This window comes from Thermovibrio ammonificans HB-1 (genome assembly GCF_000185805.1).
GTDB classification, from domain to species: Bacteria; Aquificota; Aquificia; order Desulfurobacteriales; family Desulfurobacteriaceae; genus Thermovibrio; species Thermovibrio ammonificans.
Genome location: NC_014926.1, coordinates 304,658 through 324,580 on the forward strand (window position 1 = coordinate 304,658; position 19,923 = coordinate 324,580).

At 42.4% G+C, this 19,923-nt stretch carries 19 protein-coding genes and 1 CRISPR repeat array; of the genes, 10 read left to right on the plus strand and 9 right to left on the minus strand.

The features are described 5' to 3' along the window. Positions 1-6: 6 nt before the first annotated feature. On the plus strand, positions 7-1,038 hold the full coding sequence (locus THEAM_RS01755) for an aminopeptidase P family protein (RefSeq protein ID WP_013537097.1): 1,032 nt from the start codon (positions 7-9) through the stop codon (positions 1,036-1,038). Here the strand turns inward: THEAM_RS01755 and THEAM_RS01760 are convergent. From THEAM_RS01760 to cmr1, 6 genes are read right to left on the minus strand one after another with little or no spacing between them, the layout of a single operon-like run. Then, positions 1,028-1,888, minus strand: coding sequence for a hypothetical protein (locus THEAM_RS01760; protein WP_013537098.1), 861 nt, complete (start codon positions 1,886-1,888; stop codon positions 1,028-1,030). The two genes, THEAM_RS01755 and THEAM_RS01760, sit on opposite strands and share 11 nt — an antisense overlap. Positions 1,889-1,890: 2 nt before the next feature. Beyond that, a complete protein-coding gene (locus THEAM_RS01765; RefSeq protein ID WP_041439369.1) occupies positions 1,891-2,247 on the minus strand; it encodes a hypothetical protein in 357 nt (118 codons plus the stop codon). Beyond that, on the minus strand, positions 2,240-3,427 hold the full coding sequence (locus THEAM_RS01770) for an RAMP superfamily CRISPR-associated protein (protein WP_013537100.1): 1,188 nt from the start codon (positions 3,425-3,427) through the stop codon (positions 2,240-2,242). The genes THEAM_RS01765 and THEAM_RS01770 overlap by 8 nt, the downstream gene beginning before the upstream one ends. Position 3,428: 1 nt before the next feature. Next, positions 3,429-6,524, minus strand: coding sequence for a CRISPR-associated protein Csx11 (locus THEAM_RS09375; RefSeq protein ID WP_013537101.1), 3,096 nt, complete (start codon positions 6,522-6,524; stop codon positions 3,429-3,431). Continuing rightward, on the minus strand, positions 6,512-7,675 hold the full coding sequence (locus THEAM_RS01780; RefSeq protein WP_013537102.1) for an RAMP superfamily CRISPR-associated protein: 1,164 nt from the start codon (positions 7,673-7,675) through the stop codon (positions 6,512-6,514). The genes THEAM_RS09375 and THEAM_RS01780 overlap by 13 nt, the downstream gene beginning before the upstream one ends. Beyond that, positions 7,668-8,930, minus strand: a complete 1,263-nt coding sequence (gene cmr1 / locus THEAM_RS01785; protein ID WP_013537103.1) for a type III-B CRISPR module RAMP protein Cmr1 — start codon at positions 8,928-8,930, stop codon at positions 7,668-7,670. The genes THEAM_RS01780 and cmr1 overlap by 8 nt, the downstream gene beginning before the upstream one ends. An 88-nt stretch (positions 8,931-9,018) precedes the next feature. On the opposite strand from cmr1, the gene tgt reads away from it, so the two are divergent. Then, the gene (gene tgt, locus THEAM_RS01790) at positions 9,019-10,119 is read left to right on the plus strand and encodes a tRNA guanosine(34) transglycosylase Tgt (RefSeq protein WP_013537104.1); all 1,101 of its coding nucleotides are present in this window, start codon (positions 9,019-9,021) and stop codon (positions 10,117-10,119) included. Position 10,120: 1 nt separating this feature from the next. Here tgt and THEAM_RS01795 read toward each other — a convergent pair whose 3' ends face one another. Next, positions 10,121-10,411: a hypothetical protein gene (locus tag THEAM_RS01795; RefSeq protein ID WP_013537105.1), complete on the minus strand. Its 291-nt coding sequence runs from the start codon at positions 10,409-10,411 to the stop codon at positions 10,121-10,123. Between the two features lie 87 nt (positions 10,412-10,498). On the opposite strand from THEAM_RS01795, the gene leuD reads away from it, so the two are divergent. Genes leuD through THEAM_RS01835 form a run of 8 tightly spaced genes read left to right on the plus strand, consistent with a single transcriptional unit; the run spans position 10,499 to position 16,244 of the window. Beyond that, a complete protein-coding gene (gene leuD / locus THEAM_RS01800; protein ID WP_013537106.1) occupies positions 10,499-11,002 on the plus strand; it encodes a 3-isopropylmalate dehydratase small subunit in 504 nt (167 codons plus the stop codon). 11 nt (positions 11,003-11,013) lie between these two features. Then, positions 11,014-12,093 carry a 3-isopropylmalate dehydrogenase gene (leuB, locus tag THEAM_RS01805; RefSeq protein ID WP_013537107.1) on the plus strand — a complete coding sequence of 360 codons (1,080 nt, stop codon included), beginning with the start codon at positions 11,014-11,016 and terminating at the stop codon, positions 12,091-12,093. A gap of 11 nt (positions 12,094-12,104) precedes the next feature. Beyond that, positions 12,105-13,121 (plus strand): aspartate-semialdehyde dehydrogenase, encoded by a 1,017-nt coding sequence (locus THEAM_RS01810; RefSeq protein ID WP_013537108.1) that lies wholly within the window; start codon positions 12,105-12,107, stop codon positions 13,119-13,121. Between the two features lie 12 nt (positions 13,122-13,133). Continuing rightward, positions 13,134-13,493, plus strand: a complete 360-nt coding sequence (locus THEAM_RS01815) for a roadblock/LC7 domain-containing protein (RefSeq protein ID WP_013537109.1) — start codon at positions 13,134-13,136, stop codon at positions 13,491-13,493. A gap of 13 nt (positions 13,494-13,506) precedes the next feature. After that, entirely contained in the window at positions 13,507-14,199 is a 693-nt protein-coding gene (locus THEAM_RS01820; RefSeq protein WP_013537110.1) for a metal-dependent hydrolase, read from the plus strand. Continuing rightward, complete coding sequence (locus tag THEAM_RS01825; RefSeq protein WP_013537111.1) at positions 14,199-14,948, plus strand: patatin-like phospholipase family protein; 750 nt, start codon at positions 14,199-14,201, stop codon at positions 14,946-14,948. Before THEAM_RS01820 ends, THEAM_RS01825 begins: the two co-directional genes overlap by 1 nt. Continuing rightward, positions 14,939-15,217 carry an acylphosphatase gene (locus THEAM_RS01830; protein WP_013537112.1) on the plus strand — a complete coding sequence of 93 codons (279 nt, stop codon included), beginning with the start codon at positions 14,939-14,941 and terminating at the stop codon, positions 15,215-15,217. Before THEAM_RS01825 ends, THEAM_RS01830 begins: the two co-directional genes overlap by 10 nt. Continuing rightward, positions 15,192-16,244: a LysM peptidoglycan-binding domain-containing M23 family metallopeptidase gene (locus tag THEAM_RS01835; protein WP_013537113.1), complete on the plus strand. Its 1,053-nt coding sequence runs from the start codon at positions 15,192-15,194 to the stop codon at positions 16,242-16,244. Before THEAM_RS01830 ends, THEAM_RS01835 begins: the two co-directional genes overlap by 26 nt. Positions 16,245-16,551: 307 nt before the next feature. Next, a CRISPR array of direct repeats spans positions 16,552-16,976; the repeat unit is 29 nt; unit sequence GTTTGAAATGCCCTATAAGGGATTGTGAC. Between the two features lie 179 nt (positions 16,977-17,155). Here the strand turns inward: THEAM_RS01835 and THEAM_RS01840 are convergent. Together THEAM_RS01840 and THEAM_RS01845 are read right to left on the minus strand one after the other, a co-directional pair. Further along, positions 17,156-18,598 carry a TrkH family potassium uptake protein gene (locus tag THEAM_RS01840; protein WP_013537114.1) on the minus strand — a complete coding sequence of 481 codons (1,443 nt, stop codon included), beginning with the start codon at positions 18,596-18,598 and terminating at the stop codon, positions 17,156-17,158. A gap of 3 nt (positions 18,599-18,601) precedes the next feature. Next, positions 18,602-19,897 carry an NAD-binding protein gene (locus THEAM_RS01845; protein ID WP_013537115.1) on the minus strand — a complete coding sequence of 432 codons (1,296 nt, stop codon included), beginning with the start codon at positions 19,895-19,897 and terminating at the stop codon, positions 18,602-18,604. Between the last annotated feature and the right edge of the window lie 26 nt (positions 19,898-19,923).

Below are 19,923 nucleotides of genomic sequence, written 5' to 3' on the forward strand. Positions count from 1 at the left end.
GTTGTTTTGAGGCTTGAGGAGATTTTTCAAAAAGTTCCCGTTATAGGCGAGGCTTACCTTACCTTCAGCCAGCCCGAGAACTTCTACCTTACGGGCTTTCGCTCAACTTTTGGCGTTACGGTGGTTACCGCTAAGGGAGACGCCCTTTTCCTCACAGACGGCCGCTACTTTGAAGAGGCCAAGAAGCAGGTGAAGAACTTTAAGCTTGTTCTCTGGAAAGGTTGGGAAACCCTGAAAGAGGTGTTAAAAGGGCTCTCTTTGGAGTCTGTATCTGTTGACCCTTCAAGGCTCTCCCTTGCAAACTACCGAAAGCTTCAGGAGTTCATTCAAGTTGTGGAGGCTCCCGGCTTTATATCCCAGTTCAGGGCCAGGAAAACTCCCCGGGAAATCTCCCTCATCACAAGGGCTGTTCAGATAGCAGAGCTTTCCCTGAAAAGCGTTTTGCACCTTCTAAAACCCGGAATTACAGAGCTTGAGTTCCGCAGGGAGCTTATAAACGCCTTCTTTAAGTTCGGGGGAGAGGGAGAGGCCTTCCCCACCATAGTCGCCTCGGGTCCCGGTTCCGCAATTCCCCACTGGCAGACCTCAAACAGGGAGATAAAAGACGGCGACGTTGTAATAGTAGACTTCGGAACCGTTTACGGCGGCTACGTTTCCGATATTACAAGGACTTTCCTCGTAGGGAACGTTCCGTCGCAGATGAAAGAGGTTTACACCGTAGTTAAAGAGGCTCAGGAGCTCGGGGTTTCCCTTTTAAAGGCGGGGAAGGCCTGTAAAGAGATGGATTCGGCCGTTAGGGAGTTTATCGCCTCTAAAGGTTACGGGGAGTTCTTCGTCCACTCCCTCGGTCACGGAATAGGAATAGAGGTGCATGAAGCTCCCACTCTTTCTATCCGTTCAGACCAAGTCCTTCAAGAGGGAAACGTTGTTACCGTTGAGCCGGGTATCTACATCCCGGAGCTCGGCGGCGTTCGAATAGAAGACGACTGCCTTGTCACTGTTGAGGGAAGTTTCCTTATTTCACATGTCATCGTTTAACTACTCTGCCTAATCGGATTTTAAAATCAGTTATTTCTTTCTCTACTTTACTTCCTACGTTTAAAAAGAAGTCTGCTTCTTCTATTACAGGAGTATTCTTTCCAAATTTAAACTTGGTTAATAAAATTATTTCTCCTTCTACTTCATATTCTTTTACCAGATTTAAATCTATAAAGTGTAAAGAAGGTGAATTTTGTGGGATTTTTTCCAGTTGCCACTCATCCTTAGTTCTATCATCGCTGACTTCAATTACCTCGATTAGAGAGAGTTCTCCATAACCGTATCTTACATCTCCTCCAATGTAAATAGGGCGGTTTTTCATATTTTTAAGGTAATTTTCATGCTCTTGCTCTTTTAAATTGACGAATCCTATCCAGTGTATTTGCTCGTGTTTTTCTATAGAAAAATCTTTAAAAGGAACTTCCTGTTTGGGATTTGGTAGAATGAAGTCAAGCTCATGTAGACTTTCGTCTTTTGCTCTTCTGCTTAGTGGCTCTATCGCTGTTTGTATAATATTGTCCACTAAGTAGAATCTAAACATGTCTTCGTAAAGACAGTTTGAGTTAATATCAAAGCAGAACATACCTTCTTTATAAGAAGGCTTTAGCAATTTTGTGCCGTTAGCATCGAAACTGGGATAGAAGTTAGTTATTTCTTCGAATAAAGAGCTTGTTTCATCTTTGTCTAATTTAGCCGCCTCATCTTTAAAAAAAATTGAAAAATGGTTAGTTAGAGCTCCCCACATAGTTTGCCCTGGAATGAAGATTGCTGTTTCTTTTATAACACCCCACTTAAATGAACCTATATGAATAGGTTGTTCTTGTCTGAAAACCAATTTATACCAACCCACTGTTAATCTCCTAAACTTTTTGCATGATATCTGGCATAGATAAGAGTCTTTTCTAAAAGTTGTTTGATGAAAAGAAGTTTATGTAGATCTTCAGATATAGATTGAAAATAATTTTCAAAACTCTCTTCTTCGCTTTTTTCTTTTACAAATTTCATTACTCTCATTAATTCGTTGAATAAAGCATGATCATTTATGTCTTTTCGAGATCTTGCCCAAACCCACATAGCATAGACACCATTGTTTGCTAAAACTCCAAGTAGTTTATTTATTTCAGTTTCTTCTAATATTCCTTCCGACACTATTTCATAAGAAATTTTACTTATTAGAGCTTCTAAACTTTCTACCTTTTGGTTAGACATCTTGATTTCCTCCATCTGAATTGTTTTTTTTCTCTTGTAAATTTATTACTAACCTTCCAAAGCCTCTTGTTGTCATACCACCTATACCAAGGGTTTCATAAAAATGTTTGCTGTCCTCTAAAGCATTTTTTAAATCCCCTACTTCAGGAAGGGGGGTTAATTTTTCTTCAATCTCTCCAAAGCTTTTCTTATCGAAGATTCTTATATTTCCGTAAAAGATTGTGCCCCTTGGAATAGCTTCAGATGTGAATAACGCACCTTCTTTTGCCGCACCAGTGATTGGGTCTATAGAAACAGAAGTTCTAACTTCAAGGTTTGAGTTAACTATGTGCGGAAATAAATCTTCGGGAACAATGATTATATCTTTAGGTTCTAATTTAAAGCTACCAAACTCACTTATGTCGTTGGTGAGGCTTATATTATGTTTGCTAGTATCTACTTCCAAATATAACCAGCCTAGATTTAAATGAGAAATATCTTCTTCACTATTGTGAATTCTTATTTTTTTGTCTGTAGGTTTACTTTCATCAATTCCTGTCTTTCTCAGTTTTGAAGCTGTTGTTATCCATTTTGTTCCTTTTATTGTAAAAACGGGGAAAAGTATAATTTCCAAATCACTAAAAAATAACATCCCTTGCCAGCTAATATCTTTTTTAGAAAAACCAAAACCTTTACAAACTATACAATGTCCACAGTGCCCTGTATTTTCTACTGAGTCGTTTAAATCTTCAAAATATTTATCAGGAGCTTCATCTTGCCCAGCACATTTAATTCCGATAAATCTATTCCCTTCAAATAGAATCCATTTCTTGTTATTTGAATCTTCTATGTTAAAGATTTGCTTCATAAATTCCTTTCTTTCATTGGAATCTAACGCTGACCAAATTGATTTTCCCTTTGATCTTAGGAATTCGTTCAACTTATTTTTCCTTTCAGATTTATTAATTTTGAATTTATCATTAGAAAAATATTTATGAACCTCTAAGACAACATAATATCTCCAAGTTCCGGCTAAACTGCTACCGGGAATTTTGGGAACATTTGTTATTGGGTCTCTTACAATAGTATTGTCCACCCTACCGATTGTGTATCCACCAGTTCCAATGTAAATTGGGTCGGAAGCCATTGCAAATATTTCTAATTCTTTTACTGGGTTATTATTTCCCGTCCTCTGGCTCATCTTAAACCTCCTTTAACATTGTATGCCAGAATTCAAACATATCTATGAATAGATAAAGGTTTTTTGTGTTAGATAAAGCTTCTCTTAATTTCTCTAAATATTCCTGTGAATTTAAATTTACGTCTATGTCGAAGATTTCCTTAAAAAGTATTCTTCTGTTTATATCATGTAAGTCTAAGTATCTATAAAACATTGGAGCAAACATATAACTGTAATCTGTTCCGAAGTTTTCGTCTTCTATTTCTGGAAGCTTTGAGTATATAAACTCTACGATTTTGAATAATCGACTTCTTTGATAATTTTTCCCCGTAATTAATTTTTTGAACGCTTTAAATTTATCCCAATATTTCTCTATCTCATAAGGTCTATTAGATTTACGCTTAATAGCTCTTTTGTATTTATTGTTTTCATCATAAAAAATATCGTTTTTTCTTGTATTCGTGTCCATGAATTCAAAATCGAAAGTGTTTGAGACTATTTCCACACTACTATTTTGAGGGAATTTGTCTATTGTGCTAATCCATTTTTTCCAATTGTTGTTTGGTTTAATGTAAAAGTTATAATCTTTTTCATACATGTTGTTCCAATAGAGAGAGTAATACCTTTCAGTGTTGTTTATTGATTCTTCTATCGAGGCTAAAGATAATTTTTTCTTTTGATAAATACAGAATTCACTAATACATTTTGACTCATACAATTTATTTATATCTTTAACATCTCTTCTTATCCTTCTTAAAGCTTTCAAATTTACATAAGCAGGTCTTTTATAATGAGAAACCACAATTCCTATATGTAGCGGAAGTTTACCATGCACATATTTAAATTCTCTATTGTATCTTTCCATTACTCCGTCTATAAATTTCTCTAAATACTCTGCAGGGATAACAACTTGATAGCTTTTAGGTGATGGGTCAGTAATTTTAGCAAAAGGTTTATAGGAAATAAATTTGATGGCTTTTATATCGCTACTAGATATTGAAAATAGCTCATTTTTATCATTTGACCTCCTAAATTTTATACTGTGGAAATTAAACTCTTGGAGGAAATTCCTTTCTTGCTCAATAGAGGAAAATAAGTTATTAAGTTTTTCATTTAACTTTTCAATGTTTTCTGGATTACTTTCTTTTCTAAGCTCGCCTAAAATTTCCTTAGACTTATTTCCATATTTTTTTATAAAATCTTCAATACTAGAAATTAAGTAGAATCTAACTTTATTTCCTTTAGGTTGAGCCCAATATAGAAGTCCATCTCCTTCTAATTCTTCTCCAGTGCTTTTAATTTTATTAGCAATATTTTCGTTTTCTATTTCAAAACAAATTCTTTGTTTTCTCCATTTTGGAATATCCAAAATAGTATCCAAATTTATGTGTATATCTTCAAAAAATTCCCTCGTTGTTTCCCAAATTCTTCTAAGTCTAGCAGGTGAAGGGTTTTTTCTGAGTAAAAATTGGAGTAAGAGAATCGCTAAAAGGTCTACAGCAGGGTCGCTTTCACTAGTAAATTCTTCCCATTTTATTTTTTCATTTATCCAATCTATCTTAGAGTTCAAAGAAGTTTCTTTTATCCAGCTTTCCCATTGTGTCCCGAGTATATTATCAAAGAATAGGCTTTCAGCATTTAAATTTCCCACTTTTTTTAATTCTTCATTTCTAGTAAAACTTAAATGTAACCAATCTTTATCTACTCTTTTTTTCTTTGAAATAATATTTTCTTTTATGCTCTCAATAAGTTGTTGACTTTTATTTTCTTCGATTTTTATGATTGTATTCAACAAATTCCCATTCAACCAATCCTCAAGCTCAAATTTTAGGGAAATATAGGCAACTCTATTATTTTTATCTTTTACCTCATCCAGCCAGATGGTTTCACCAGAAATATTATCAATCCATTGGGAAACCTGTTTGTGATGAGTTCTATTATCACAAACTTCACAAATTGTCGGACTATTGTTTTTTTCTTTATCACTTTCGTAAATTAATCTAACCTGGCATATTGGACATATTCCAATAGCTTTTCCTTTTTTAGTTCTTAATAGCCATAAATTCAAATCTTTCTTTCTTTTAGCTTTTAAGAAGTTATTTTTAGCATTTTCTAATAAATAAGAAAGGTTCATTAATCCTCTTGAAGCTTTAGTTAGGAAAATAGCAGGGTAAAATTCATCTTCAGTTTCTCTTTCAAAAATTTCATAAATTTTATTTTCCAGTTCTCTAAGTTCATTTTTTAATTTAGTCATATTTACATTTTCATCTGCTCCTAAATTATCCCCAACTATAAAATAAATTCCTGTTTCATCTCTATAAATTTCATTGCCTATTGGATACTCAACTTCTAAAAGTTTTTTAATCTCTTCATCTATTTTTTCTGTAATTTCTCTATACCACTGGATAGAAGCAAGTTTTAAACCTTTTTCTGCTAGTCCAAATTTGTCATATTGTATTCCTAAAATTCGCCATTTTACCTCTCTGATACTTTCCACTACTTTAGATGTTAAAATATAATTAGATATGAGAGCTTTAAATAAAGAAGAAGTTACAAAAGTTTGTTGCCACAATGAGACTTCATTATTAGGAAATCTATCATCTGATATTAAATTATCTAGATATTTTTTTAATTTTATTTTTAATCCAATGCAATTTTTGTAAATTTCATCTATTTTATTTTGATATTCTTCTTTTTTTGTATCTCCAAGAATAAAAAAGATTTTTTTTATCTCTTTAATTAATTCATCTTTAGTAAAGTCTCCTCTTGTATATTTTGAATCTTTTATAGCTCCAAATGGGTTGGATAAATTGTTAATTTTTTCTGATTTTATATTTGCTTTTTCAAACTGACTATTTGTTATTTCGCTAAGGTTATAGTAGATTTTTAATAAATTATCCCATTTATTCCTCCAATTTTTTAAAAAATCTTTATATAAATAAAATCTTTCACCTAGTATATGAACATCTATACTAAACAAATTTTCTAACTCTAAGTCCATATCTTCTTGTTTATTCAAACCAACTACTTTTTCCCATAAAGCAAATAAACTTCCTATTTCAGCTTTTAAAATTTCACCTCTGTATTGTTCTAATCTATTTAAATCTAATCCTGACATCTTTCCCACCCTTTGTTCTTTGGTTTTTCGGGTAATTCTATATTTTTATCTAAACAAATCTTCTTTTCTGATTCTAAAATTTCAAACCTTCCCCAGCCTAATTTTGTTTTAGCTCCAACTCCTTTGTTTGCTAAAACTTTTAAAGCTTCAATTAAGTTGCCTAAATCTTTCTGGATTTCCTCTCTTAACTCTTCATCTGTTTTCAAAATCCCGTCAAAAGGAATATAAATTAATTGGAAAATTCCTTCTGTTCCTGCTGGGACTACTTCGTAATGAATTGGATTTTTTCCGGCTCTTTTTCTTCTATCGTGAGGATTGATTATTTCAAGAGAAAGTTCATCAAAATAGGTTGGATAAAATATGGCTCTTCCTTTGTGAGTTTGGAATTCTAAAGAAAGATAAGAATAGGAGTTTTTGTATTTTTCCCATACTTTGACAGCAAGTAAGTTACTAATATCTTTATAGTTTTGTGCGTTATTTACATTTTCTATTAGTTCCTGATTTATTTCCAATCCTAACTCAAACAGAACAAATTTTAGAAACTCTTCTTTATATTTTTGTAAATTTTCATGTTCATTCCTTTTGAGTTTATTTTTTAGATACTCCTCCAATGTTTTTATACTTTCTGAACCTGCTCCGAATATTCTTAGAAAACTTTCTATAGCTTTTCGACTGTTTTCTAAAGTATTAGCTTTATTTATTAATTCTCTAAACGCATGGGCTAAAGCTCCTTTCCAGGCAGAGCCTCTAATCATTGGAACTTTGAAATTTGTTTCTTTTAAAATAGGGTTTTGAATTATATAAAATTCATCATCATCTTTTGAAAAATAAGGAGCTTTGAGTTTAAATTTAAACCAAATTGCAAAGGAATATTTAGGAAGTTTTTCTACATAGCTTTGTAGATTTGATAAGTTATTGTTTTCATCATTTTCAAAAATGCCCGAAATCCGTTTTATTTGTTGATTATTACCAATCTCATATTTTTTATTTTTTCTATTCTTAATAGAACCTTTATGATTTTCTAACTCTTTAGTTTTATTCTTCACATAACCAAATTTTAACCTAATAAAACTTTTAAATGAATTTTCTGTTTTTCTGAAAATTTCTCCGCTATTTTCCTTATATTCAACATAAACTTCAAATTTAGCCATCACTTTTACCTTCCAAATTTAGTAATCCGGCAATAGATAAAAATCCTGCTTTCAGTTGTTTATTTTCTTTATGTATAAATGGAAGTATTTTTGAACCTTCTCCTCGCTCGCCCAATAATTTGTGCCTGAATTTTTTCCATTGCATAATATCTTCACATTTATAGCTTTTACCTTTACATTCTATCTCTTTATTTTTTTGAAATTCTTTCCTATTATTAAAACATTCATTTTCAAATTTACTTTTATTATTTTGTTCTTTTTCTTCACAAATATGTCTTAAGCAATCTCTTATATCTAATTTCTTTTTAAGGAGATATTTTATATTTTCATAGATATTACTACTATCGCTATTTTCTGAGAGTCTAAAAATAATAAATCTTTCAGGTATATTTTTTATATTTTCTTTAAAAACTTCCTCTTTTTTACAATTAAATTGAAAATTTTTCTTATTTATATATAAGATTGAAGAATGAGGAGAAGAATTTAAACCAATTTCACAAGATAACACTAGTTCTTTCCAAGAAAAATGAGTTTTGGAAAAATGAGTTTTGTCAAATAATTCAAAATCAGTTTTTCTCCAGTTGTTAATAGGATTATTATTGTTATTTTCTTTTACTTCCAAAACTTCTAACCTCCCATATCCTATATTCCACTTCCCACCCCAAAAGCCGTATTTATCCATAAAAGTTAAAAGTGGATAGAAAATTAGTTCTATAATTTCTTCCTCTACTTCAAAGATAACTTCAAAGTTCCCATAAAAGTATGGTTTAGCGAAATAAAAAACTGACCATGTCTTGTTAGACCTTTGGGGGCAATCTCCGTTTTCTTTAATTTCATAATTTACCTTATTTAAGCATATTCTATTTGGTAAATTGAGTTTATCCCCGAAACAGTAACCGCTTGAGTATTTAATCTCCTTTATTTCTATCAAACTTTTCCAATTTGTTGTCCCAAAGATAATTGAGGGATAAGGTATATCTTGTTCTAATAAACATTTAATTTTATCTTTAAAAGAATTCCCTTTGTTAGCCAAGCAATTTTTAAAATCTTTTCTATTTACTTCTTTTTCAAACCTACCTAATTTGGGGCTAAAGTGTTTTCTTTTACAAATCCCACTAAAATAACAAATAACTTCGAACCAAAATCTTAAACTTCCAATTAAAGAAGAAGGTCGTATTTCACAATTTTCCCGCCAGGCATCGCCCGTCCATAAGGGAGTTATTGTGTTAAATTTTACAGCTATCTCCTTTTTCACCCATCCCTCAGGTTATGGATTTTTTGGGTCAAAAGTTTTATTTAGGATATCATAAGTGTCTCCAATAATCAATCCTTACGGAGGTCTTATGAAGTTTAGGATATTAGCGCAGGAAGGGTTTGCTCGTAGTGCTAGTTTTATGGGAACCCACGGGCAGACGGAAACCCCCTGTTTTATGCCGGTGGGAACTCTCGGAGCGGTTAAGGGGTTAACGTGGGAGCAGGTTAAAGGAATGGGTTATTCCCTCGTTCTTGCCAATGTTTACCACCTTTATCTCAGGCCGGGGTTGGAGGTGATTGAGGCTGCCGGGGGGCTTCACTCTTTTATAGGTTGGAACGGCCTGATTTTAACTGATAGCGGCGGTTTCCAGGTTTTTAGCCTCGGCAGGCTGATGAAGATAAAGGAAGAGGGAATAGAGTTTCGCTCCCACGTAGACGGCAGTAAGCACTTTTTCTCTCCGGAGTTTGTAGTTGAGTTTGAGGAGAGAATAGGCGTTGATATAGGAATGGTTTTAGACGAGTGCACCCCCTACCCTGCAACCTACGAGTACGCAAAGCACTCTATGGAGAGGACTCTCAGGTGGGCTAAGAGGAGCATAGAGGCGAGGACTACCGATAAAACTGCCCTTTTCGGAATTGTTCAGGGAGGGGTTTATGAAGATTTAAGGCTGAAGTGCGTTGAAGAGCTTGTTAAGCTTCCGTTCGACGGGTTTGCCATTGGAGGGCTCAGCGTAGGTGAGCCTAAGGAGGAGATGTACAGGATTACCCGCCTTGTTGCACCGAAGCTTCCCCCTGATAAGCCCCGATACCTGATGGGAGTGGGAACTCCCGAGGATATTTTGGAGGCGGTTGAGGCCGGTGTTGATATGTTCGACTGCGTTATGCCCACGAGGAACGCAAGGAACGGGACGCTGTTTACGAGCAGGGGCAAGATTAACATAAAGGCCGCCAAGTATAGGAAAGATTTCTCCCCTCCGGACCCCGAGTGTGACTGTTACACCTGTAGGAACTTCTCTAAGGCCTATTTAAGGCACCTTTACGCCTCCGGCGAGATGAACGCCTCTATACTGAACACTATCCACAACCTTCACTTTTACGCTAAGTTAATGGAGCGTATAAGGGAGGCGATAAAAGGCGGATACTTTACCGAGTTTAAGAGGGAGTTCTTGGCGAAGTACAGGGGCGGTTAGGTCAGTCGATTGGTGAGAATATAACCTTGTTAACGAGGATTTCTCCCCGTTTTGTTCTCACTACGAGGAACCCTTTTAGCCCTTCGTGGTTTGCGATTTTTTTCAGTAGCTTCCCGATTTCCTTAAAGCACTCTTCCTTCTCTCTGCACTTTAGCACGGCGTCGAGCACTATAACTTCGCCTCTTTTCAGGTAGACTTCAACTTCCCCCTTCTCTTTCAGGGCTTTCCAGAACTCGGAGCTGTTGACTTTTATCCTCTTTTGAACTTCCCTCTCGATGATTTTTACGGTCACGGCTGCCCCCTCTGGGCGTGGTTTCCCGAAATGAATAGAATTTACTCAACAGTTTGTAGAAACCAATTTTACCAGCAGGAGGAAGGTATGTCGGAAGTTCTCAAGGGAAGGGCTTTTAAGTTCGGAGACGACGTTAATACCGACGAGATAATACCGGCCCGTTACCTTAACACTTCGGACCCTAAGGAGCTTGCAAAGCACGTTATGGAGGACGCAGACCCCGAGTTTCCCAAAAAGGTTCAGCCCGGGGATATTATCGTTGCCGGTAAGAACTTCGGCTGCGGCTCTTCGAGGGAGCACGCTCCCATAGCCATTAAGGCGGCCGGTGTTTCTGCGGTTATAGCCAAGTCTTTCGCGAGGATTTTCTACAGGAACGCAATCAACATCGGCCTTCCGATTTTTGAGTCTCCCGAGGCTGTTGAGGGGATTGAAGAGGGTGATGTTGTTGAAATCAACCCAGAAACCGGAGTGATAAGGAATTTGACTAAGGGGACCGAGTTTAAGGCCACCCCGATTCCCGAGGATATAAGGAAGATTATGGAGGCCGGCGGCCTTATGGAATACGCCAAGCAGAAGTTGGGATTAAAGTAGGAGGTGAGAAGGTGCGTAAGTTCAAGATTGCAGTTCTGCCCGGTGATGGTATAGGTCCGGAGATTGTAAAGCAGGCCGTAAAGGTTATGGAGGCTGCTGCCGAGAAGTTCGGTTTCGGCCTTGAGCTCAACTACGGCCTCATCGGCGGCGCCGCGATAGACGAAACCGGCGTTCCTTTCCCCGAGGAGACAAAGGAGCTCATTCTGTCGTCTGACGCGGTTCTCCTCGGAGCCGTTGGAGGGCCCAAGTGGGATAACCTCCCCTTTGAGATAAGGCCCGAGAGGGCGCTTTTGGGGATGAGGAAGCTCCTTAACGCCTTCGCCAACCTGCGCCCCGCAAGGCTCTACGATGAGCTCATAGACGCTTCCACTTTAAAGCCCGAGGTTGTAAGGGGCGTAGACATTATGGTTATAAGGGAGCTGACGAGCGGCATTTACTTTGGTATCCCGAAGGGGATATTCGTAGACGGCGACGAGAGGGTGGGAATCAACACCCTTCGCTACTACGAGCACGAAGTTGAGAGAATCGCGAAGGTTGCCTTTGAGGTTGCCCGCAAGAGGAATAAGAAGGTAACGAGCGTAGATAAGGCGAACGTTTTGGAGGCTACCGTTCTGTGGCGGGAGGTTGTTGAGAGGGTTCACGAGAACTACCCCGACGTTGAGCTTCAACACATGTACGTAGACAACGCCGCAATGCAGATTATCAGGTGGCCCAAGCAGTTCGACGTAATAGTAACCACCAACATGTTCGGCGACATCCTCTCCGATGCCTGTGCAATGCTTACTGGCTCTTTGGGAATGCTCCCCTCTGCCTCTATCGGCGGCAAGATAGGGCTTTACGAGCCGATTCACGGCTCCGCCCCGGATATTGCCGGTCAGAATATCGCCAACCCGATAGCCACCATAAACTCTGCCGGTATGATGTTCACCTACTCCTTTGATATGCCGGAAGTTGAGGAGGCGATAGATAAAGCGGTTAGAGCAGTTCTGGCAAAAGGTTACAGGACGAGGGATATCTACTCCGAGGGAACGAAGCTCGTTTCCACCGAGGAGATGGGAGACCTTATAGCAGAAGAACTTAAGAACCTTTAAAGGGGTGAGCTATGAAAGGTTACACCGTTGCCGTTGTAGGTGCCACGGGAGCAGTCGGGCAGGAGATGCTGAAGATACTCGAGGAGAGGGACTTTCCCGTTGCAAAGCTGAAAGCCCTTGCCTCTGCCCGCTCTGCCGGCAAAAAGGTGAAGTTTAAGGGAGAAGAGGTTACCGTTGAGGAGCTTCGCCCCGAAAGCTTTGAAGGCGTAGATATCGCCCTCTTCTCCGCCGGCGGCGACAGGAGCAGGCAGTTTGCCCCCGAGGCGGTAAAGCGGGGAGCAGTGGTTATAGACAACAGCTCCGCCTTCAGGATGGAGCCCGACGTTCCCCTGGTTGTTCCCGAAGTTAACCCCGAAGACGTTGAGTGGCATAAGGGGATAATTGCCAACCCCAACTGCTCCACCATACAGATGGTTGTTGTCTTAAAGCCCCTTCACGACCTTGCAAAAATAAAACGGGTTGTTGTTGCAACCTACCAGGCTGTTTCCGGGGCCGGCGCTCAGGCTATAGAGGAGCTTAAGGAACAAACGAAGGCCGTTCTTGAGGGAAGGCCCGTTCCTCCGGCCAACAAGATACCCCGCCAGATAGCCTTCAACTGCGTTCCCCACATAGACAAGTTCTTCGACGACGGCTACACCCGGGAAGAGCACAAGATGATTAACGAGACCAAAAAAATTATGCACGACGACTCCATAAAGGTTTCCCCCACCTGCGTTAGGGTTCCGGTTTTCGTGGGTCACTCAGAGGTTGTGAACATCGAGTTTGAGAAGCCCATAACAGTTGAGCAGGCGAGGGAGGCCCTCGAGAGAGCTCCCGGCGTTGAGGTGGTTGACGACTTTAAAAACCACATTTACCCCACCCCCATAGACGTTGCGGGCAAGGACCCTGTGCTTGTGGGCAGAATCAGGCGAGATGATACAATAGAAAACGGCCTCAACCTGTGGATTGTCGGCGATAACCTTAGGAAAGGCGCGGCCCTCAACGCCGTTCAGATTGCGGAACTCCTCGTTGAAAAGGGGCTCGTTTAAGGGGGAACTTCGATGGAAGAGCTTTTAAAGCAACTTTTAAGTGAAAACCCTGAGCTTCAAGCCCTCCTCGTTGTAGACGAGGAGGGTATAGTTGTTTACAAGGAGAGCCGGGAAGGGCTGCCGTTCGACCCGGAGGAAGCGGCCGTAGAGCTCATCACGCCCAGCACCAGAATAGACGAGTTCCTTCACGACTCCCTGGAAGAGGAAAAGGGGCTCGAGGAGTTTATAGTCTTCTCGAGGCGTTACCTCTTCCTCGTTTATAAACTGGTGAACGAGACCTTCCTCGTTGCCGTCTCCTCCAGAACGCCCCTTTACGGCCGCCTGAGGTTCAGGCTCAGGTCTAAATTAAAAGAGGTGATAAAACAGCTGTAGCAGGAGGGGAGAGATGGCGAAGCTCTGGTACCTGGGCCACTCCACTTTCTACCTGGAAGGTGAAGGCGTTAAGGCCCTTATAGACCCGTTTTTAAGCGGGAACCCGTGGAAGATAGCATCTCCGGAGGACTTTACAGACCTCAACTACATCTTCGTAACTCACGGCCACGGCGACCACTTGGGAGACGCCGTAGAGATTGCAAAAAGAACAGGCGCCACCGTTGTCAGCATCTTCGAGGTGTGCCAGTACTGCAACCTCAAAGGGGTTAACAACATTCACGCAATGCACATAGGGGGCTCTTACAACTTCCCCTTCGGGAGGGTGAAGCTCGTTCCCGCCGCCCACGGCTCCTCGGTTATAGAGAACGACCAGGTTATTACCCTCGGAACTCCCTGCGGAATCCTTATAGAGGTAGAGGGTAAAACCGTTTACCACGCCGGAGACACCGGCCTTATAGCCGATATGGAGCTTCTGGGCCGCTACGAAGATATCCACATCGCCCTCCTTCCGATAGGCGGCAACTTCACAATGGATGTGAGGGATGCGGCCATTGCCGCCGAAATGGTTAAGCCCAAACTGGCCGTTCCCATGCACTTTAAGACCTGGCCCATAATAGAGGCCGAACCCGAAGAGTTTAAAGCTCTTGCAGAGGCAAGGGGCGTTCCCGTAGAGGTTCTACAACCCGGTGATACCTTAGAGTTCTAATGCGGATTGGTGCTACTCTCTCGGGCGGCTTCGTGAAAGGGGTCGCCCACATCGGATTCCTTGAAGCGCTGGAGTATAAAGGTATCCCCCCTTCTTTCGTTGCCGGTTCAAGTGCAGGGGCGCTTGTAGGCGCCCTTTACTCTTTCGGACTCTCCACGAAAAAAATCTTAGAAATAGCCAAAGGTTTGTCCTGGAAAGACCTTGCAAGGCCTTCCCTGAAAGGGGGGCTTTTCAAGCTCGAGGGGCTCTACTCCATTTTGAAGGAAATCGTTGGCGATGCCCGTATAGAAGAGCTTCCCCTCCCTTTCGGCCTTGCGGTTGTAAACTTGAGAACCCTAAAAGTGGAATTTAAACGGGAGGGCCCTCTTGCAGACCTGGTTGTGGCCTCCTGCTCGGTTCCCCCTCTTTTCTCTCCTTGGAAAGTAGGCAGCGACTACTACGCCGACGGCGGCCTCAGAAACTGCCTTCCCGCCGAAATGGCTAAGGCCGCCGGCGTTGAGTTAAACGTTTGTTGCAGCGTTAACGGCTACACCTACGCCTTTAACCCCAACTCCCTCCTCGACGTTGCCGTTAGGGCTTCCCTTGCCACCGTAATAGAGAACCAGGAAACCCGTGAGCGCTACTGTGATATCATTGTGAACCTTTCACTTGAAGGTAACCCCTTGAGCTTCGATATGGTAGAGCTCTTTTACAGAACCGGCTACGATGAAACCTTAAAAAAACTTGAAGGAGGGGTGCCTTGGCTGTAAAGGCCATTCACGCTTTCGTCTCGGGCAGGGTTCAGGGGGTAGGCTACAGGGCCTTTACCCGCAAGGTTGCAAGAGAGCTCGGGCTTGTGGGTTTCGTTCGCAACCTGCCCGACGGCAGAGTTGAAGTTTACGCGGAAGGGGAGGAGGAGAAGCTGCAGGAGCTCCTTCGGCACCTTAAGAAGGGGCCATATTTTGCGAGGGTAGACTCTATAGAGGTTACCACCACGGAGCCAAGAGGTGGCTATGAGGAGTTTGTTATTACTTATTAGCCTGCTGTTTGCTTGCAATGCGGCTTTGGGAGAGGTTATCTACCGGGTAAAGAGGGGAGATTCCCTCGGCAAAATAGCCCAGAAGTTCCACGTAACCGTAAGGGAGCTTAAAAGGGCCAACCGCCTTAAGGGGAATACCATATACGTGGGGCAGAAGCTCGTAATCCCCGTTAAATCTAACGGCCGTTTAAAAAGGGAGAAGAGCGCTACCAGAACCGTTTACAGAATTTATCGGGTAAAGCGGGGCGATACGCTGGGGAAAATCGCTGCCCGCTTTCACACAACCGTAAGGGAGCTTAAAAAGATTAACCGCCTCAGGAGTAACCGTATATACGTAGGGCAAAGGTTAAAGGTTCCCGTTAGAGTAAAAGTTGCTTCTGCATCCTCTTCTAAAGCCGCCACTTCGGCCGGAATCGTAAGAAAGGGAGGCGCCGTTTTCGTTCCCGAAGGGCTCACAAAGGTGCCGATATACAAGTATTACAGGGTTAAACGGGGCGATTCCGTTTTAAAAATTGCCAAAAAGCTCCACGTGTCGCCCCGAATGATAATAAGACTCAACCACCTTAAAAGACCTTACATACTCAGGCCCGGCCAGAGGTTGAAGATACTCGTAGGCTACAAAGACGTTCTCAAACTAAACAGACCCATAGCCTTCCGCTTCCCCCTCGACGGCCGCGTAGACCCAACCGTTAGAGAGAAGGGATACCCCGGTATATTCATACTCAGCCCTCCCGGGGCTCCTGTAAAGGCCGCCGAAACGGGAATAGTGAAGTTTGCAGGAGAAGACAGTAAGCTCCTTAAAGCCTACGGTAAAATGGTTATCATTCAGCACCCCGAAGGTTACAGAACGGTTTACGCAAACTTAGGCTCCATAGACGTAAAGCCCAATCAACTTGTGAAAAGGGGTCAGGTTATAGGCACTGCCGGCACCTCGGGAGTTTGGGGAAGGAGCGGCATCTACTTCGATATCAGTAAAGTTTACAGGGGGAAAACCTACCACATCAATCCGTTAGAAGTTTTAAAGTGATTGGCAGGCTTGGCCAGAACCCCTTTTGAACCTTTCGGCAGGCCCCGTTCGGCTTACGGCCGTAGAGTTTCTCTCTGCACTTGTGGTTTGAGCTTGTTCTAAAAGGAGATTTTAAAAGATTTGCTGCATTCCATCATAAAATCTTCAGAACCAGACTTTTTCATAGGGCCACAAGGTTTTCAGACTTTATATTAGATTATCATCATAAGCTTAATGGAGGTTCGCTGCACTTGACCCCCTTTTCACGCTGTTCTAATTTTGAGATAGCAGAAGCGGCTCTTTAACTTTCCGAATACGGCAAATGTGGGTTTGAAATGCCCTATAAGGGATTGTGACGTCAGGTGGTTGTAGAGGACGTAGTGGCCGTTGACGGGTTTGAAATGCCCTATAAGGGATTGTGACTTCGAGAACCATCTGGTTAACCCTCTGAGGAGTTACGTTTGAAATGCCCTATAAGGGATTGTGACACGCTTTCGAGGGCCGAAATCAGCTTCCCTGCTGCGGTTTGAAATGCCCTATAAGGGATTGTGACCAAGGGTGAGAGTCTGGGGCGTGTCGTTCATTACCGGGTTTGAAATGCCCTATAAGGGATTGTGACTTTTTACGAATAAGTTTTTCAAACCTGTGAGAAGCAAAGTTTGAAATGCCCTATAAGGGATTGTGACCCTCGTCTGGCCGACGGGCGGCGGTTGATTAGGTTCAGGTTTGAAATGCCCTATAAGGGATTGCGACGAGTAATCGTAGTCGTAGCGGACCACGGCACCCTATAAGGGATTGTGCCTTGCTTTTTCACGAACTCGGAGTAGGCCTTCTTAACGGTTTGAAACGCCCTACAAGGGATTACATCGGGCGGCTGTGGTGAGTGGAATAGCAGGGCTTTCCCTGAGCTCGGTTTTAATGGTTGCTTAAGCCTACTCTTTCCAGAAGGAGGGGAGCAGCAGGGTCAGAACAGACATTACCTCGAGCCTTCCTAAAACCATCTCTATGGAAAGGAGCAGTTTGTCTATCGGTGAGAAAAAGGCAAAGTTCCCTGCCGGCCCTACTTTTTCGAGCCCGGGGCCCGAGCCGGTTATACAGGCAACCGATGCCGAAAACGAGGTGATTATGTCGTGGCCGGAAAGGGAAATTAGGAACCCGAACAGCAGGGTTGTAGAGAAGAATATCGAGATAAACGCCCATATGTTGTTCATCAGCGAGTAGTCTACAACTTTCTTCCCGAGGACTATCCTGTAAACCATTCGCGGGTGAAGGGTTTTCTTCATCTCGTAGTAGGTGGTTTTTGCCATTGTTACTATTCTGAACTGCTTTAACCCTCCGGCTGTAGAGCCCGAGCTTCCCCCCATAATCTCAAGCAGCATCATTAAGGCCTGTGTAACCGGCGGCCACTTGGTGTAGTCGGCTACGCCAAAGCCTGTTGTTGTTATTGCAGATATAACTGCAAAGGAGCCGAACCTCAGGGCCTCAAGTAGCGAGTGGTAGGTCCCCTTAAAGTATAGAACCAAAGTGGTAAACGCTACGGCAAAAGCAACTATGGCCATAAAGGAGCGGAACTCGTAATAGGAGTAAATCGCTTTCAGCGAGCGGTTTTTAAGGGCCAGGTAGTAGGTGAGCAGGTTTGTGGCTCCTGCCAGCATGAAAAAGGAAACAATCACCTCTATAAGGGGGGAGTGGTATTCACCTATACTGCCGTTTTTCGTTGAGAACCCTCCCGTTGCTATTGTTGCAAAGGCGTGGTTAACTGCGTCGTAAAGGGGCATACCGGCCGCAACAAGGGCTATCACCTCTGCCGCCGTTAGAGCCACGTAAACGGCGAGAATCACCCTTGCCATCTCTTTAACTTTGGGAACGAGCCGCTCCTCTACCGCTTTCGACGCCTCGAACCGCATCAGTTGGGCTCCTCCCGCTCCGAAGGCCGGCAGAACCGAAAGGGAGAAGACAACGAACCCTACGCCCCCTATCCAGTGGGTTGTTGAGCGCCACAGTAGAACGCTCTTTGGTAGCGCCTCTATGTTTGTGAGAATAGAGGCTCCCGTGGTTGTAAAACCGGAAACCGATTCAAAGTAGGCGTCTATAAAGTTTTTTATTGCTCCGGTCTCCTGGTAGACAAGTGCCGATATCGCCGGGAACAGAAACCAGGTAAGGCTGACTGTAAGCAGGGCCTCTTTTATGTTCAGCTCCCCACCCTCTATCTGCAGGGCTATCAGGAACAGCGCCCCCGTAAGGGCTACGGGGTATAAGTAGTAGTGGAACAGGCCGTCTTTACACCAGAGGGAGTAGAAGAAGGGGATAAAGTAGGAGAGGCTCAGGAAAAAGAGTAAAGTGGCAACGTATTTGAATACCAGCTGAAACCTCATTGCCTACCTTCTCTTTACGCAGATAACCGTATCTCCGGGCTCAATTACCGTTTCCCCGGTTGCTAAGAGAACGGTGTTCCCCCTCTTTATGGCGATAATCAAATTGCACTCACCTTTTAGGAACTGCTTGGCCTCTTTCACTTTGAAAGACCTCTCTGCCGATACCCGAATCTCTATAACGTCTAAGTTCTCGGCAAGCTCCAGGAACTCCAAAACGGCCCTCTTGCTTAGGCTCCTGTAAACCTTAGAGGCTATGAGCTTCCTCGGAACTATCGGTATGTCAACGCCTATAGACTCTATAATCGTTTCGTATTCCGGGTGGAATATGAGGGCGCACGCCCTTTTGCACTTAAACTTCTTTGCGAGAATTGCAGAGAGAACGTTACTCTCTTCGTCGTCCGATACGGCAACCGTTAAGTCGGCCTTCTCTATCTCCTCTTCCTTCAAAAGCTCTACGTCGGTAGGTTCTCCGTGTAGAACCATAACGTTGGGAAACTTGCCTGCAATCTCCTCGCACACGCTGAGGTCCGGCGAGATGAACTTAACGGTTACCTCCTTCGTCTCAGAGAGCTTAAGGAGTATCTCGTCGGTGTAGCGTGAGTAACCCAAAACGAAAACCAGCCTTGTAGGTGTGTAGGATATCTGTAGGGTCTCAACCAGCCTGTAAACGTCTTGCTCTTTAACTGCAACGTAGATTTTATCCCCGGGGTAGAGGGTGGTTTTGCCGTTGGGTATCAGTATCTCTCCTTCCCTTTCTACCGCTACAACTGTAAACTCTACCGAGCGGCGCGCTTCTTGGAGCTCTTCGAGCCGTTTGCCGGCAAGGAAGTCCTCTACCTTAACTTCGTACTTGAAAATCAGGAGTCCTTCGTTTTCCAGCCTGCTTACAGACAGGGCAAAGGGGTAACGAACGGCCATTACAACCGTTGTGACCACCTCGCTTAAAACGTTAACCGTTTCGTAGCCCAAAAGCTCCTTTACCGGCGGAGACGAAAAGGCCTTATTGTTTACCCTTACGATGATGTGTTTCTTCTGAAACAGCGACCGTAGAAGAACCGCTATGGAAACGTTCTTTTCGTCGTTTTCGGTAACAACTATGAAAAGGTCGAAGTCTTTGACCTGCTTCAGGCAGTTAACTTCAAGGGCGTTGCAGGTAACCCCGAGAACGTCGTAGCTGTAGGCTATCTGCTCAACCTTTGAGGGGTCTACGTCTACTACGGCTACCTCGTAGCCCTCTTTAGAGAGCCTCTTTGCAAGGTAACTGCCGACAACGCCGGCTCCAATTATAGCTACGCGCATCGGACTCCTTCTCGGTTTTTTTAAAG